General features: G+C 63.6%; 15 protein-coding genes and 2 pseudogenes. 4 read left to right on the forward strand and 13 right to left on the reverse strand.

All coding sequences use genetic code 11. The features are described 5' to 3' along the window. Window positions 1-79: 79 nt before the first annotated feature. Genes ACFQ3C_RS00290 through ACFQ3C_RS00300 form a run of 3 tightly spaced genes read right to left on the reverse strand, consistent with a single transcriptional unit; the run spans window position 80 to window position 2,622 of the window. A complete protein-coding gene (locus ACFQ3C_RS00290) occupies window positions 80-1,255 on the reverse strand; it encodes a 4Fe-4S double cluster binding domain-containing protein (protein ID WP_380788048.1) in 1,176 nt (391 codons plus the stop codon). A 45-nt stretch (window positions 1,256-1,300) separates the two neighbouring features. Beyond that, the gene (locus ACFQ3C_RS00295; protein ID WP_380788050.1) at window positions 1,301-1,567 is read right to left on the reverse strand and encodes a putative sulfate exporter family transporter; all 267 of its coding nucleotides are present in this window, start codon (window positions 1,565-1,567) and stop codon (window positions 1,301-1,303) included. After that, the gene (locus ACFQ3C_RS00300; protein ID WP_380788052.1) at window positions 1,564-2,622 is read right to left on the reverse strand and encodes a sodium-dependent bicarbonate transport family permease; all 1,059 of its coding nucleotides are present in this window, start codon (window positions 2,620-2,622) and stop codon (window positions 1,564-1,566) included. The genes ACFQ3C_RS00295 and ACFQ3C_RS00300 overlap by 4 nt, the downstream gene beginning before the upstream one ends. 250 nt (window positions 2,623-2,872) lie before the next feature. Here ACFQ3C_RS00300 and ACFQ3C_RS00305 point away from each other — a divergent pair, with 250 nt between their 5' ends. The 4 genes and pseudogenes from ACFQ3C_RS00305 to ACFQ3C_RS00320 form a co-directional block, all read left to right on the forward strand. Further along, window positions 2,873-4,294, forward strand: a complete 1,422-nt coding sequence (locus ACFQ3C_RS00305; RefSeq protein ID WP_380788054.1) for a M20 family metallopeptidase — start codon at window positions 2,873-2,875, stop codon at window positions 4,292-4,294. A gap of 152 nt (window positions 4,295-4,446) precedes the next feature. Further along, on the forward strand, window positions 4,447-5,832 hold the full coding sequence (locus tag ACFQ3C_RS00310; RefSeq protein ID WP_380788056.1) for a M20 family metallopeptidase: 1,386 nt from the start codon (window positions 4,447-4,449) through the stop codon (window positions 5,830-5,832). Window positions 5,833-5,955: 123 nt separating this feature from the next. Next, window positions 5,956-6,045: pseudogene (locus ACFQ3C_RS00315) on the forward strand (chemotaxis protein MotB); the annotation flags it as partial. Beyond that, window positions 6,046-6,204, forward strand: a pseudogene (locus ACFQ3C_RS00320) (flagellar basal body P-ring protein FlgI); the annotation flags it as partial. It lies immediately after the preceding pseudogene. Window positions 6,205-6,231: 27 nt separating this feature from the next. Here the strand turns inward: ACFQ3C_RS00320 and ACFQ3C_RS00325 are convergent. The 10 genes from ACFQ3C_RS00325 to ACFQ3C_RS00370 all read right to left on the reverse strand — a co-directional run bounded on the left by ACFQ3C_RS00325 (window position 6,232) and on the right by ACFQ3C_RS00370 (window position 15,759). Continuing rightward, the gene (locus tag ACFQ3C_RS00325) at window positions 6,232-7,194 is read right to left on the reverse strand and encodes a 2-hydroxyacid dehydrogenase (RefSeq protein ID WP_380788058.1); all 963 of its coding nucleotides are present in this window, start codon (window positions 7,192-7,194) and stop codon (window positions 6,232-6,234) included. 3 nt (window positions 7,195-7,197) lie between these two features. Beyond that, complete coding sequence (locus tag ACFQ3C_RS00330) at window positions 7,198-7,356, reverse strand: hypothetical protein (protein ID WP_380788060.1); 159 nt, start codon at window positions 7,354-7,356, stop codon at window positions 7,198-7,200. A gap of 15 nt (window positions 7,357-7,371) precedes the next feature. Next, window positions 7,372-8,718, reverse strand: coding sequence for an amidase (locus ACFQ3C_RS00335; protein ID WP_380788062.1), 1,347 nt, complete (start codon window positions 8,716-8,718; stop codon window positions 7,372-7,374). After that, on the reverse strand, window positions 8,708-10,126 hold the full coding sequence (locus ACFQ3C_RS00340) for a TRAP transporter large permease (RefSeq protein WP_380788064.1): 1,419 nt from the start codon (window positions 10,124-10,126) through the stop codon (window positions 8,708-8,710). Before ACFQ3C_RS00340 ends, ACFQ3C_RS00335 begins: the two co-directional genes overlap by 11 nt. After that, on the reverse strand, window positions 10,123-10,707 hold the full coding sequence (locus ACFQ3C_RS00345) for a TRAP transporter small permease subunit (RefSeq protein WP_380788066.1): 585 nt from the start codon (window positions 10,705-10,707) through the stop codon (window positions 10,123-10,125). Before ACFQ3C_RS00345 ends, ACFQ3C_RS00340 begins: the two co-directional genes overlap by 4 nt. 80 nt (window positions 10,708-10,787) lie before the next feature. Further along, the gene (locus tag ACFQ3C_RS00350; RefSeq protein WP_380788068.1) at window positions 10,788-11,915 is read right to left on the reverse strand and encodes a TRAP transporter substrate-binding protein; all 1,128 of its coding nucleotides are present in this window, start codon (window positions 11,913-11,915) and stop codon (window positions 10,788-10,790) included. 370 nt (window positions 11,916-12,285) lie between these two features. After that, a complete protein-coding gene (locus tag ACFQ3C_RS00355) occupies window positions 12,286-12,561 on the reverse strand; it encodes a glycine zipper 2TM domain-containing protein (RefSeq protein WP_380788070.1) in 276 nt (91 codons plus the stop codon). Window positions 12,562-12,730: 169 nt separating this feature from the next. Continuing rightward, complete coding sequence (locus ACFQ3C_RS00360; RefSeq protein ID WP_380788072.1) at window positions 12,731-14,059, reverse strand: TRAP transporter large permease; 1,329 nt, start codon at window positions 14,057-14,059, stop codon at window positions 12,731-12,733. Next, window positions 14,056-14,616, reverse strand: a complete 561-nt coding sequence (locus ACFQ3C_RS00365) for a TRAP transporter small permease subunit (protein WP_380788074.1) — start codon at window positions 14,614-14,616, stop codon at window positions 14,056-14,058. The genes ACFQ3C_RS00360 and ACFQ3C_RS00365 overlap by 4 nt, the downstream gene beginning before the upstream one ends. 87 nt (window positions 14,617-14,703) lie before the next feature. Beyond that, a complete protein-coding gene (locus ACFQ3C_RS00370; RefSeq protein WP_380788076.1) occupies window positions 14,704-15,759 on the reverse strand; it encodes a C4-dicarboxylate TRAP transporter substrate-binding protein in 1,056 nt (351 codons plus the stop codon). Window positions 15,760-15,783 lie beyond the last annotated feature (24 nt).

Below are 15,783 nucleotides of genomic sequence, written 5' to 3' on the forward strand. Positions count from 1 at the left end.
AAAGCCCTAAAATTAGGCTGATTGATGATGCGCCCTGCTGGGTGTAGGCGGCCGGGGAACGGCCGGTGCGATGGCAGTTCTAGGGCTGTTCCTGCCACCAGTCGGCGGGTTTCACCCGTTGCCCACGCCCGCGATCCAGCCAGAGCGCAAGCTTGCGTAGCGGCGACAGTGCCAGGCGCCGCCATAGCCGGTGGCGCAGCCGCGTGACGTCGCGGTTGAAGGGGCAGACGCGCATGCAGATCGCGCAATCCGAGGCCATGCTGGCCCAGAATCCGAAGCATCGTTCCGCGTCCGAAGTCCATTTCCTGACGCCGCGAATGGCGGATACATTCTTGTGGTCTGCCATTGGTGGCCCGTAGGGCAGGGCCTTGACCGGGCATGCATCGGCGCATTTGGTGCAGATCGCACAGAATTCGGCCACGCCCAGCTTGCGCGGGCGGTCATGGTGCAAAGGCAGGTTGGTGTAGATCTTGGAAAACCGCAGCCGCGGGCCGAAGGCGGGGGTGATCACCATCTGGTTGCGGGCATATTCGCCCAATCCGGCCTGCAATGCATAGGGAATGGCAAGACCCGTATCGTTCATCGACGCGATGGCCTCATATCCCAGGTTGCGGATATAGGCCGCCAGCTGCATGACGATCGCGGCCTCATGGCTGTATTCGCGCCCGGTTGCGGCCCCGGCCAGTGCCGAAGGATAGGTGGCGACCAGCGCCGCGTCCATCTGGTGACCCAGGACGATCACGTTGCAGATGCCCTCGGGCAGGTCGTTCGGGGCCTCGCTCATATCGCGGGTATCTACGCGCGTGGCATATTGCCAGCGTTCGTCGAACCTTGTGATGCCGCACAGGTCCGCGCCGAAGAACCGGGCTATGCGTTTGATCTCATCGCTCATGCGGCTTGGGTCGTCGACGGGCACCTGGTCGCGGGCGACCTCGGTGTCGGACCGGATCGGGGCCTGAAATCCTTCACGAAGGCCCTCGTCCGCGCTGCGGGACGACAGGATGTCGGACACCAGCCAGGCGGCATTGCGCAGGGCAAAGTCCCGCTGCTGAAAGCCGTCGCTACGGCGCGGGGCGGCCTCGATCCGGTAGGAGGCAAAGAAACGGTCGGTCTTTTCGGTTCTGACGCGGCTGTCCCAGAAGGCCCGCGTGAAGATGTCGTTGCGCTGGCGGAAGCGTTCGAATGCAGCCGTCACCTCGATGCCGGCCAGGGCATCGTCAGGATGTGTGTTCGTCGTGGGGTCGGGCCTTGTCATGCGGAAACGCTAGGCCGCGCCGACAGGTGTGTCCAGCCCCGCTGCCTAAAGGTCGATGGTCCAGATGAACAGCAGGCCAAGCCCCAACAGGAACAGGGGTTCGACAAGGATGATCGCACCATAGGAGGGCCGGACCCGCGCGATTTCTGCCAGACTTGTCCGCACGCCCAGGGCCGATATCGCCACCACAAGGCACCAGCGCGATGCGTCCGAGGCGCCCGCCATGATCACCGATGGCACCAGCCCGGTGTTGCCCAGAATGGCCAGCCCCACGAATATCACCAGGAACCAGGGCAGTTTGTGCTTTGTCATGCACCGATCAAAGCTTCTGCCAGGGCAATCCAGAGCGGGATTGACAGGATCGCCACCGGTGTGCCTAGCCCGGTCGAGGTGCCAACATAGGCTGACGGGTTGGCCTCGGGCAATGCGGCCCGCAGGGTTGGCGGCCCCGAGATGTCGGAACTGGAAGCGGCCATGACCGCCATCAACACAGCACCCCCGGCGGAAAAACCCGTCAGGTGATGGGCTGCAAGCCCGATGCCGAACCCGATCAGACCATGCACCAGCGGTGCCGCCAGCCCGTAGATCACATAGACATGGGCGACCTTGCGCAGATCCGCCAGCCTTGACCAGGCTTCCATGCCCATCACCAGCATCAGAAGTGACAGCAGGCCCCGGAACAGCGGCTCGTAGAAGCTGGCATAGACAGCTTCGGGCCGCGCCAGAAGTCCAAGACCCAGGCCCAGCAGCAGCGCCGAGATTGCGGGGCTTTTCAGCGTATCGACCAGAATTTCGCGCATGATGTCGCCATGGCCCGTGCCGCCGCCTTGCCCCATGGTCATGGTCGCGACACCGCCTTGCGGCATGACGGAACGGGCGGCCTTGCGCTCGGCGCTCATCCGGGCCAGCAGGATCGCGGTCAGCAGGGCGGCAATGTCCATGAAGGGGTAAAGCGCGCCGATGAAACCCTCATAGGCCATGCCCGCCCCGTCCAGCATCGCCATCCCCGCCGCTAGGGTCGAGGCTGATACAGCCCCGAAAAGGCCCGCAGTCGCCATGCCGTCCATTTCGGACACCCCGGGTTGCCGCAGCAGCACCAGACGCCCCAGCAGCACGATCAAGATCCCCGCCAGGGCCGCGCCAAGGGCCGGGACGGCCAGCGCCAGAAGATCCGCCTTGCGCACCGCGATCCCCGCGCCCATCCCGACCTTCAGCAGCAGCAGCAGGACGATCAGCTTGTAGACGGGTTCGGGCACCTCGAGGCGGCTGCCCAGGGCGGCCAGAACCATGCCCCCGATCAGAAAGGCAAGGGTGGGTTGCTGTATCTGGGTCAGGATGGTGGTGGCGATAGCGATGATCGGGTCCATGCTGGCAGTCTCCTGTTTGGGTGTGCCCGGTATGTGCAGCAATGTGACGCGAATAAAAAATATATAGTTTTTGCAGTAATGTTCTTTTTTATAAATGGTGCGCGGTAGGGAACCAGGAACCGGCACTGCCGCCAGCGGGCATTCCCCCCGACATTCCTGCGCCTGCGATCAGATCGAGGCTTGAGGCGGACAAGCGAGCCGACTAGCGTTCCGGCATGCCCGACAACGCCCGGATTACAAGGATTTGAGCATGTCCAACACCAACGAGAACCCGATCTGGTCCCATGTAGACGCCAAGCGCGAGGCCTTCATCGGTCTGGCCGACCGCGTGTTCGACACGCCCGAGATCGCTTATACCGAGGTCCGGTCCTGCGCCGAACACACCGCGATGCTGAAAGCCGAAGGTTTCCGCGTAACGCAAGGCGTGGCCGAAATTCCCACCGCCGTCATCGGCGAGGCCGGCGAGGGCGGGCCTGTGATCGCGATTCTGGGCGAGTATGACGCGCTGCCCGGCCTGAGCCAGCAGCCCGGCCTGGCCGAGCCCCGGATGATCGACCCTTCGGGGTTCGGGCATGGCTGCGGGCATAACCTGCTTGGGTCGGCGGCGATGCTTGCGGCCACGGCGATCAAGGACTGGCTGGCCGCCGAAGGCATCGCGGGGCGGGTGCGCTACTATGGCTGCCCGGCGGAAGAAGGCGGTGCTGCCAAGACCTACATGGTGCGCGACGGGCTCTTTGAAGATGTGGATGTCGCGATCACCTGGCATCCGGCCAGTTTCAACGGTGTGGATGATGCGCGCTCGCTGGCCAATACCCGCATTGATTTCACCTTCACCGGCAAGGCGGCCCATGCCGCCGCCGCGCCGGAACTGGGGCGTTCGGCCCTGGATGCGGTGGAGCTGATGAATATCGGCGTGAATTACATGCGCGAACACATGCCGGATGATGCGCGGGTGCATTATGCCTATCTGGATGCGGGCGGGTCCGCGCCCAACGTGGTGCAGGCCAAGGCAACGGTGCGGCAACTGATCCGCGCGCGCGATCTCAAGGGGCTGTCCGATCTGGTGGCGCGCGTGCGCGCGATCGCGGATGGCGCCGCGCTGATGTCGGGCACCAAGGTCGCCTCGCAGGTGTTTTCGGCCGTGTCGAACCTTGTCGGCAACCGTCCCCTGGAAGAGGCGATGCAGGCCGCCTTCGACAGCCTTGGCCCGGTGCCCTTCGACGCGGCCGACATGGCCTTTGCCCGCGAGATCCGCAAGACGCTGACGCCCGAAGACATCGCCGACGTGTTCCACCGTCTAAGCATGAAGCCTGATTACGATCTGGCGCTGTGCGACTTCATCGCACCGCTGGACCGGCCGTTTGCGGGCGGGATGGGATCGACCGATGTGGGCGATGTCAGCTGGGCGGTGCCGACGGTGCAGGCCAGGGTGGCAACCGCGGCGATGGGCACGCCGCTGCACACCTGGCAGCAGACCGCACAGGGCAAGGCGCCGTTCGCCCACAAGGGCATGGTGCATGCGGCCAAGGTGATGGCGGCCACCGCACGGTCCGTGATCCTCAGCGATGTTTTGCGGGCTGCGGCCAAAAAGGTCCATCTCGATCACCTTGCGGCCTTTCCCTACACCTGCCCGATCCCGGCGGAAACCCGGCCGCCGATTGCCGCCGAATAGGCCGGATCATGCCGGCCCCGGATCGAAAAGGGTCGCCACCTGCGCTGTCGGCTTTAGCACAGATCCCCCATGGCGAAGAGCGGCGGCGCGTGGTTTACTCTGCCGCAATGGCCCCGCGCGGGGTCTTCGTACAGGACAGGGACAGATCAACCATGAGCCGTGATGCCGCCACCGCCTCGGTCACCGATTACTTCCAGAGCGGCCGTTTCCAGTCCGATCTGGCGGGGCTCGTGGCCTATGAAACCGAAAGCCAGAACCCTGATCAGGCGGGCGAGCTGGCCCGCTACCTGTCCGACGCGATGGTGCCACGGCTTTCCGCGATGGGCTTCGTTTGCCAGATCCATGCCAACCCCGAACCGAAGGGTGGCCCGCTTCTGACGGCAGAACGGCACGAGGGCGCGGATCTTCCCACGATCCTGACCTATGGCCATGGCGACGTGATCCGCGCCCAGACGGATCAGTGGCGCGCGGGGCTGCATCCCTTCCGGCTGGTCGAGGAGGGCGATCGCCTGTACGGGCGCGGCACGGCGGATAACAAAAGCCAGCATCTGATCAATATCGCCGCACTCGAGGCGGTGCTGGCCACGCGCGGCAGCCTGGGGTTCAACGTCAAGGTCGTGATCGAAATGAGCGAGGAGACCGGATCGCCCGGACTGGCCGCGTTCTTCGCCGCACATCGCGACATGCTGAAGGCCGATGTGCTGATCGCCTCGGACGGGCCGCGTCTTCAACCGGATGTGCCCACGATGTTCATGGGATCGCGCGGTGGGGTGACCTTCGATCTGGTCGCCGATCTGCGCGATGGGGCGCATCATTCCGGCAATTGGGGTGGATTGCTGGCCGATCCTGCGATGATCCTGGTGCAGGCCCTGTCGACCATCACCGACACGAGGGGCCAGATCCGTATTCCCGCCTGGCGCCCGGAAAGCCTGACGCCTGCGGTACGGGCCGCGTTGCATGATCTGCCCATCGACAGCACGGATGGCCCGGCCATAGATACCGATTGGGGCGAGGAAAGCCTGACCCCGGTCGAACGCGCCTATGGCTGGAACAGTTTTGCCATTCTGGCCATGAAAAGCGGTGTGCCAGAGGCGCCGGTCAACGCGATTTCCGCCCATGCCCGCGCGACTTGCCAGTTGCGCTTTGTGGTTGGCACCGACCCCGAGGACATCCTGCCCGCGTTGCGCCGGCATCTGGACGCGCAGGGGTTTCACAAGGTCGGCATCGTGCCGCATGATCGCGGTTTCTTCAATGCGACGCGCCTTGCGCCGGATCATCCCTGGGTCAGGTTCGTGGCTGACAGCCTGACCCGCAGCGCGGGACAGGCGCCCCATATCCTGCCGAACCTCGCCGGATCGCTTCCCAATGACTGCTTCAGCGATATTCTCGGGTTGCCAACGGTCTGGGTGCCGCATTCCTATCGGGGCTGTTCACAGCACGCGCCCGACGAGCATGTCCTGAAACCGGTTTGCCGCGACGCGCTGCGCCTGATGGCGGGTGTGTTCTGGGACCTGGGCGAGGGTGGAACACCCCGCTGACGCGCGCATGTGGTGACTGTTGCTTTGGCGCATCCGGCAATTTCCCGTCAATTGTCGATGTTAACAGCCTGTCAATCCCTGATCGGCTAAACCTGCCCTTGGGTGAGTAAGCAGGTGGTGGAGATGGGCACGCAGTCGAATGCGTCACCAGTCATCATCAAACGGAAGAAGATCATTGCAGGCGGCCACCACGGTGGTGCGTGGAAAGTAGCCGAGCCCGAAATCGGCCTGGCCGAGATCCCGTCGGGCGCATCCCTGTCCGAAGTCGTGGCAGGACTGAATGCGCTGGGGGTCTCGCCGCGCGACATGATGGACATTCTGAAAAGCATCAAGGCCGCCGGTGCCCTGCATGCCGAATTCTTGGTGCGCTGAGTGCCTGGTGGTCGGCTGCAGACCTTGTCAGGCCACACGATCGGCAGGGGCGTGCCCGGCAAAAAAGGCATCAAGATTGTCGAGCGCCCGATATCCCATTGCATCGCGGGTCGCCCGCGTGGCCGAGCCGATATGCGGCAGCATGAACACATTCTCGTGCTTTGCCAGCGCAGGGTTGCCGCCCGGCTCCACCTTGAAGCAATCAAGGCCCGCGGCAGCGACATGTCCGCTGTCCAGGGCGGCGATCAGCGCATCTTCGTCCACAAGTGCGCCGCGCGCCGTGTTGACGACAATTGCGCCACCTGGCAGCATCGCGAGGGTTTTCGCATTCAGCAGGTCGCGCGTCGCGGGCGTCGCGGGGCAATGCAGCGACAGGAACTGCGCTTGTTGCAGAAGCGTCTGCAGGGTTTCATGCCAGATCGTGCCCTGCTCCTCGGCCGGATCAAGGCGGGTTCGGTTGTGATAGTGGATTTCCATGTCGAAGCCGCGCGCCTTGCGGGCAAAGGCCCGACCCACACGCCCCATGCCCACGATCCCCAGCCGCGCCCCGGTCACTTGCGTGCCCACCATGAACGAGGGGGACCAGCTGTCCCAGGCGCCACTGCGCACGATGCGATCACCCGTCACGGCGTGGCGCGCGGCACCCAGCATCAGAAGCATCGCGATCTCTGCCGTGGCATCCGACAGCACGTCCGGCGTGTTGGTCACCACGATCCCGCGCCCGGACAGTGCGGCAAGATCACAATGATCCACACCGACCGAATGATTGGCCAGGATCTTCAGACGCGGGTTCAGGCGGGCCACCACATCGGCGCTGAAATGTTCCGAATGACAGGGGATCATCGCATCGACCTGCGCGCTCATCGCGATGATTTCGTCGGCCGTGCCCGGCGTATCATCGGCTTTGACGATCACGTCATAGTCGCGCCGCGCGCGCGCCAGTGTCGCGTCCGAAAGGCGGCGCGGGATCCAGAGAACGGGACGGGACATGGCTCAGTCTTTCTTGCGCGCCGATGTCAGGAAGTCATAGCCCGCAAGCGCCAGGGTCAGAACCGTGATGACCCAGAGGTCCAGTTCACCCAGCCGGTAGGCTAGGATGAAAAGAAACGCGGCAAATATTGCGAAGGCGAAGAGAGCGAGAAGCTTGTTCATCGGGTTTTCCTTTCGTCAGCCGCGGGCGTCATCCAGCCAGCGTGTGAACCAATGTGCATTACGCAGAAGGCGGGCGTCCTGCCCACATGGGCCGACCAGTTGCAGGCCCATCGGCAGGCCGTTTTCGGCCGTGAAGGCGGGGATCGTGATGGCTGGCGTGCCCAGCATCGTCCACAGCCCGTTGAAGATCGCGTTGCCCGTGAACTCCAGGCCCAGGGGCGCGGGCCCGGTCGCGGCAGGGCAGAGGATGGCGTCGCAACGTTCGAAGACCTCGTCCATGGCGGCGCCGAACACCGCGCGCCAGTCCAGTGCTGCCAGATAGTCGCGGGCCAGGATGTTGGCGCCCTTGTCCATCGCTTCGCGTGTCCGTGGCCCAAGCTGGTCCATCCCGTCGCGGCTGTAGCGATAATAGCAGCGCGCCATTTCGGCAAAGTTGATCTGTTCGCGCAGGGCCGCAGCCTGATCGAAGGCGGCAGGCAATTCTGCCTCGAAGACCTGATCGCCAAGCGCCTCGGCCAGTTCCGCGAATGCGGCGTGCAGTTGCGGGTCGGCATCGGCCCAGCCGGGCGGCTTGATCAGGGCGAAAAGCGGCTTGACCGGCGGATCGGTGCGCGCCACGTCCAGAAGATGCGGCAGGGGTGCCGGGCTGGTGGCGCTGTCCTGCGGATCGTAGCCGAACAGCGCCTCGGCCAGCAGGGCCGCATCAAGGGGCGAGCGGGCAAAGACGCCCACCGTATCCAGCGAAGGGGATTGCATCAGAACGCCGCGCCGCGGGATCGCGCCGAAGCTTGGCTTGAACCCGGTCACACCGCAATACGAGGCAGGGCGGATCACCGACCCGCCGGTCTGGGTGCCGATCGCGAAGGGCACCTGCAGATCGGCCACCGCCGCCGCCGACCCGGAGGAAGATCCACCCGGCGTATGTTCCGGGTTATGCGGATTGCGCGTCTTGCCGGACTGCATGAAGGCCAGTTCAGTCGTGACCGTCTTGCCCAGGATCACCGCGCCCGCCTGTTTCAGACGCTCGACAACGAAAGCATCCTGCAGGGGCACGCGGCCGGCATCCAGCGCGCAGCCGTTTTCTGTGGGCAGCTTGGCCGTGTCGATCACATCCTTGACCCCAACCGGCAGCCCGTGCAGGGCGCCAAGGGGGCGCCCCGCCTTGCGGTGGGTATCCAGCCGTCTGGCCTGGTCGCGGGCGAACTCCGGGTCGATCCAGGCCCAGGCTTGTACGGCCTCGTTCCGCGCGGCGATCCGGTCCAGACAGGCTTCGGTCACCTCCAGCGCGGAGACCGCGCCAGAGGCAAGCCGGGCCCGCAGTTCCAGCGTGTCGAGCGTCAGCAGGGCGGTCTTATTTCCCATACATCGCCTCGGGGAGGTGGAAGACGATCTGCGGGAAGGCATACATCAGCGCCATGGATATGATCACGCAGACCAGGAAGGGCATCACCCCCGAGAAGATTTGCGTCAGCTTGATCTCGGGCGGGGCGATCCCCTTGAGGTAATAGGCCGACATTGCCATCGGCGGTGTCAGGAAGCTGGTTTGCAGGTTCAGCGCCACAAGGATGCCGAAGAACAGCGGGTCGATGTTGAAGAAGGCCAGCAGCGGCAGGAAGATCGGCACGAAGATGATGATGATCTCGGACCATTCCAGCGGCCAGCCCAGCAGGAAGATGATCAGCTGCGCCAGGATCAGGAACTGCCAGGGCTCAAGGCTGAGGCTTTGCACGAATTCCGAGATGATATGCTCGCCACCCAGGTAGGAGAATACAGCCGAGAAAGTGTAGGAGCCCACGAACAGCCAGCAGACCATCGCCGTCGTGCGCACCGTCAGATAGACGGATTCGCGCATCCGCTGCCATGTCATCGCCCGGTAGATGAAGGCCAGCAGGATGCCGCCCAGGGCCCCGATCGAGGCGGCCTCGGTCGGGGTGGCCAGGCCCAGCAGGATCGAGCCGAGCACGGCCAGGATCAGGAAGGCGAGCGGCAGGAACGAGGTCAGGACCATCCCCATGAGCTTGCCGAAGGCAACATCGGGAATGTCTTCCTTGGTGGGCTTGGGCGCGACCGACGGCTGCAGGATCGACCGGCCAATGATATAGACCAGATAGAGGCCCACCAGCGTCAGGCCCGGCAACAGGGCCGCCGCATAAAGCCGCACGATCGACACGTTCGATGCGGCCGCATAGACGATCAGCATGATCGAGGGCGGAATGAGGATGCCCAGCGTGCCGCCCGCGCAGATGATGCCCGAGGCGAAGGACGGGTCGTAGCGCGCCTTGAGCATCGCCGGCAGGGCCAGCAGACCCATCAGCGTCACCACGGCGCCCACGATGCCCGTGGCTGTCGCGAACAGCGCGCAGGTGACCAGCGCGGCCACACCCATCGAGCCGGGCACGTTGCGCGACGCGATGTTGAGGGTGGAAAACAGCCGATCGACGATATTGGCGCGTTCCACGATGTAGCCCATGAACAGGAACAGCGGCACGGCCGTCAGCACTTCGTTGGACATGACGGTATATGTCTGGTTCACGAAGAGGTCGAAAATCCGGTTGTTGAAGAACCCTTCCACCCAGAGCGATGTCTGGTCCCACCAGCCGGCATCTTCGGTCAGGCGGTTGAACGAGCGCCACATCCGACCTTCGTCGAAATAGGCATAGTAGCCAAAGCCGATGCCCATCGCCATTAGTGTGAAGGCAATCGGGAAGCCGAGGAAGACAAAGACAATGAACAGCCCCAACATCATCAGGGCGATTTGAGGATCGGTCATGGATGCGCGTCCTTCTCGGCCGCAGCGGCCTTTTGCATCAGGAGGTCTTCGGTCTCGAAGACATCTTCTTCGGCGGCGAGCCATTCATTGGTGCGGATGGCCAGGATGCAGCGCATCACCTGGGCCACGCCTTGCACCAGAAGCAGAAGGCCTGCGGCGACGAGGACTGTCTTGAACTGATAGATCGGGATACCGGCGGGGCTGTTCACCGACACCTCGGCATATTGCCAGGAGCGGGCCGCGTATTTCCAGCCTGCAAAGACCAGGGCCAGAATGCCGGGGAAGAAAAAGATGATGTAGAGGACAAGGTCCACCTTGGCCTGGGTCTTCGGTTGCCAGAGGCGATAGAGGAAATCGCCCCGCACGTGCCCACCGCGCGACAGGGTATAGGCCCCGCCCATCATGAACAATGTGCCATACATGATGAAGGACACGTCAAGCGCCCATGCTGTCGGGTCGTTCAGCACGTAGCGCACGAAGACCTCGTAGCCGGTGCCCGCGGCCATCATGATGATCAGCCAGGCAAAAGCCTTGCCGAACCAGGCCGACAGGTTGTCGGCAAAACGGATGAAGCTGATCACGCTGTCACCTCATGCATGTGTTGCGAATGACCCCGGCGACCGTGCCGCCGGGGTCGTGTCAGTTCCGAACGGTCAAGGGCTCAGAGTGCCAGCTTGCCGGGGAAATAGTGGTCATAGGCCAGGGCATAATCCGGCGCGTTCATGATCTCGTAATAGGTGACCTGTTCCACCCAGGCGCGCTGGCTGTCGAGGCACTTCTTCATGAACGGATCTTCTTCCAGAACCGGAATCAGCTTGTCCCAGGCCTGGATCTGCGCGGCCAGAATCTCTTTCGAGGTGCGGCGCACGGTGACGCCGGCCTCTTCCTGAAGCCACTTCAGGTCGGCCGAATAGCGGCGCATCGCCTTGGCGGTGTTCGCGGTCGACACGGCCTCGACGCCATATTTCACGATGGCGCGCAGATCGTCCGGCAGGTCTTCCATGGTCAGCTTGTTGAACAGGAATTCAAAGCTTTCCGACGCCTGGTGATAGGAGGACAGGTAGTAGTTCTTCGCCACGTCATGGGCGCCGAAATCCTTGTCCGACGAAGGGTTGTTGAATTCGAACGCGTCGATCACGCCACGCTCCATCGCGGGGACGATTTCGCCACCCGGAAGCTGTGCGACAGCCATGCCCATCGACTGCAGAAGGTCTGCGGCCAGGCCCACGGTGCGGTACTTGAAGCCCTGCAGGTCGGCAACGGTGTTCACCTCTTGCTTGAACCAGCCGAAGGGCTGGGCGAACATCGGGAAACCCATGTAGCCATCGACGTCCAGGCCCATGATGTCACGGGTCAGTTCGTCATAAAGCGCCTTGCCGCCGCCCTCGTAGAACCACGACAGCATCGTGGTGGCCGAGCCGCCGAACACCGGGCCGGTGCCGAACAGCGATGCGGCCTTGTTCTTGCCGTACCAGTAGACCGGCACCGAATGGGCCGCGTCCAGAACGCCATCGTTCACCGCATCCAGCACCTGGAAGGCGCCCACGACTGCGCCAGCCGGCAGCAGGTCGATCTTCAGGCGGCCGCCCGACATCTGGTCGACACGGTCGGCATAGTCCTGCGCCATTTCCTGCCAGATGTTGCCAGCGCCCCAGGACGTCTGCATCTTCAGCACGATCGGCGCCTGCGCCAGAACGGCCGGAGCGGCAAGCGTGCCTGCCACTGCGCCGCCGCCAAGCGCGGTGCGCTTGAGGAACGAACGGCGGTTCATATTGGTTTTTTCAGTCATGATACTCCTCCCATTTGCGCCAGGATTTGTCCGAAGGCCCCTCATCTCCCCGTCATGTCATGACCTGAGTGGCCGCCATTCAGCGCATTTGGTAATTTTAGCTTACCAAATTTTGATAGCAAGAGGTTGACGCGGTCAAATGGTGGCTTTGGGCGCGATATCTGGCAATATTCTGTCGCGCCAAATCATTTGCCCCGTTCAAGACCCGTTCAAACCCCGTCAAACCCCGTCCGGCCTTCGGGCAAGTCGATGTTTCCGGCCGTGATGCGGGTGGATGCTGACATCGCCGCCATGCACGATTCGTCTCGCCCTGGCGGTCGGGCGGTCCGGGAAATCGCAGACCCGAACCGTCATGTGCAAGGGCAGGGCCTTACGGGCAGGGCAGAATGCGGTAGGTGCCGTTACCCACGGCGTAGGCGCATTGCGCCGTCGCGTTGTTGCGTGCGACCAGGGTTCCCGCGGCAGCACCGGCCAGTACGGCGATGATCTTCCAGTTGGTATTGGCGTCAAAGGCATTGGCGGTCACCAGGCCAACGGTGGCCCCGGTCAGACCGCCCACGACCATCTGTTCTTCCCGTGTCATTGTCTCGCAGCCGGCGACCGCCAGGCAGGCGATGGATACTAGGCTCAGAACGTTGCGTTTCATGATGTTTCCCTTTTCTCGGTTTCCAAGCGGTCACAGGTTTGAAAACATGCGCGCGGGACATGGGAAAACGGGGTCAGTACAGCTAAAGACGCAACCGCAGACACAGCGTAATCCTGTGCTGTGCAATGCGGCAAGGGGAAACATCGCCGCAGCATGCGGCCTGATCGCGTTACAGGAAAACCGTGGCGGTTGCCGGCACCAGCGCCACCAGAACCAGAACTGCCAGCATCACCAGAATGAAAGGCAGGGTGGCGGTGAAGATCTGTTCCACCGTCACATCGCTGCGGTCCAGGGTGTTGTGCACCGTGAAGACCGAGATCCCGAAAGGGGGCGTCAGCAACCCGATCTCGACCGCGATCACGGTGATGATCCCGAATTGCATCAGGTCGATCCCCAGGCTCTGCGCGATGGGGGCGGCGATCGGGACCATGATCAGCAGGATCGAGGTGCTGTCCAGGATCATGCCCATCAGAAGGATGATCACCGCGTAGAGCACCAGAAAGCCCAGCGGCGTGAACCCGCCCGATTGCACCAGATCCGCGATGGCGGCGGGCAGGCCCGCGATGGACAGCATGCGCGAGTAGAAACTGGCCGCGATCAGCAGCAACAGGATCGACACCGAAATCGCGCCGGTCTGCTTCATCACCTCCCACAGCTTGCCCCTTGTCAGGCTGCGCCGGGCCAGCGCGATGATCAGCGCGCCGAAGGCGCCCACGCCGCCGGCTTCGGTCGGTGTGAAAAAGCCACTGTAAAGCCCGCCCAGCACCAGCAGCACCAGCGCCACGATGGGGATCATCTTGGACAGCATCACGCGCAGCGGCATTTTTGGCCCGTTCTGGTCAAGGCGACGGGTACGGGCGGCCTCGGGATCGGTGAAGACAAAGCGGGGCATCAGCAGCGCCATCAGCATCAGCATGATCACGAAGCCGAAGGCCATCAGCATGCCGGGCACGATGCCCGCGATGAACATGCCCCCGATGGAGACTTCGGCCAGCACGCCATAGATGATCAGCAGCAGGCTTGGCGGGATCATCATGCCCAGAACGGAACTGCCCGCCACCGTGCCGGCGGCAAAGGCCGGCCTGTAACCATGGCGCGTCATCTCGGGCACGGCCACCTGCGTGAACACGGCGGCCGATGCGATGGACACGCCGGTCACGGCGGCAAACACCGTGTTCGCGGCGACCGTGGCCACGCCCAGCCCGCAGAGCATCCGGCGCAGCAATTCCTCGGCCACTTCGAAGGTGTCGCGGCCCACGTTCGAGACGCTGACCAGCAAGCCCATCAGCACGAACAGCGGGATGGTGGCGAACAGGTAATCCGCGATCCCGCTATAGGCCGTCAGTTCCAGCATGCGGAAGGCCAGGGTGATATTCTCGCGGATGATCCAGATACCCAGGAAGGCCACGCCGAACAGCGCATAGGCGATCTGCATGCCCAGCAGCACCAGCGCCACCAGAAGCGCGATCAGCAGGAACCCGATGGCAAGTGTGGTCATGTCTCGGCGCTTTCAGGCTGCTCGGTCATGTTGGCAGCCCGATAGAGACAGCACAGGCAGGCCAGCAAGGCGCCGATGATCGTGATGGCGCGAAACGGGAATGTCGGGATGGTGAAGACCCCCTGCACGCCGAAGAATTCGGCCGTGGTCCAGCTGCTGGCCGTCTTGCCCCAGGAGGACCAGACAATCAGCGCAAAGACGATGGCGCCGGCCAGGGCAAAGGCGACCTCAAGACTGCGGCGCGCCAGGGGAAGATGGGTGCCGATGCGCCGGATCAGGAAATCGGCCCGCGTCAGACGGCCCTGCAGGATCGCGTGCGAGACTTGCAGGAACACGATGGCCACGACCGAGCGGGCGGCAATCTCGGATACGCCGGTGATGGGGGCATTCATGAAATTCCGGCCGATCACGTCGGCCACGACAAGCAGCATCAGCCCGCCGATCCAGACTGTTCCGATACTGGACAGAAGTGCCGCCGCAAGTCCCAGTGTCGCGCCGACAGGGGCTTCGGAAAAGCGCGGGCCCGCTGTTCTGTCTGTCGGCTCCTGCGTTGCCATCTGCTGCCTTTCTGCGCCCATGCCAGGCTGTTGGTCTCCCGCCCGGGTCGTGCCCGGACGGGGGGTGTTCATGTCAGGATGCGCCTGTCAGAGACCTTCGTCCCAGTTGCGCAAGGGGGTCGCGCCACGCTCGCGCAGGGCGCTGAAATAGGCCTTGAGGACGGTCTTGCCGGCCTCGCCGGTCTGTTCCAGCCAGGGTGCGACGATATTGGGCAGGTTTTCAACCCATGCCGCCTTCTGATCGGCGGGCAGTTCATGCACGGTCAGACCGGCGGCCTGCATCTCGGTCATGGCGCGGTCGGCCAGTTGCTGCACATAGTCGCCATGCGCCACGGATGTGGCCTTGGCCGCATCGCGGAACGCGGCCTGCACGGGTTCGGGCAGACCTGCAAAGAAGTCCTTGTTGGCCGCGATGCCGCCGAAATACATCGACCCGATGCCCACGCGGGTCAGTTCGGGCGCCACTTCGTAGACGCGCGTCGGCAGGATGCCCGATGCAAAGGACAGCGCCCCTTCGGTCACACCGGTCTGGATATTGGTGTAATAGGTGGTCAGCGCCCCATCGACGGGCGTGGCCCCCGTGCCCTGCAACCAGTTGGCCGAGGTGCCGGGCGCGTTCAGCTTGCGGTTCTGAAGGTCCGCCATGCTGTTCACGGGGAAGTTGGCGTAGATGTCATAGCTGTCGGTGATCAGCGAGGACAGGTGCACCATGTTGTTGTCCGACCAGCTGTCGCGCAGTTCGGGCAGGCTTTCGCTCAGCTCGTCGAAGATCTCGATGATCATCTTGTGGTCGGGCGTGGCGAAGGGCGTGAAATAGGTCACGTTCTGAAGCGGCATCGTCGCACCTTCCCAGACGGTGCCGACCATGCCCACATCCACGATCCCGTCCATCACCGCCTCGCGGGTGTCGGTGAACTTGTAAAGCGTGCCGCCATAGGCCTCGGACCAGTTGATCTTGTAGGCGCCGCCTTCGGCCAGGATGCGATCCACCTCGGGCTGGAAGGTGTTCTTCATCGCATAGACCCAGATATTTGCCTCCGGGTGGCTGGAGCCGATGTTGACCGTGATGGTCTGCTGCGCCGAAGCCCAGCCGCCTGCAAGGACCGCCAGCGCCGTTGCTGCCGTAAGTGTCGAGAATTTCATGTCTTTCCCTCCCATTTGCGCCCC

It is taken from the genome of Seohaeicola saemankumensis (genome assembly GCF_042678485.1).
Taxonomy (GTDB): Bacteria; Pseudomonadota; Alphaproteobacteria; order Rhodobacterales; family Rhodobacteraceae; genus Seohaeicola; species Seohaeicola saemankumensis.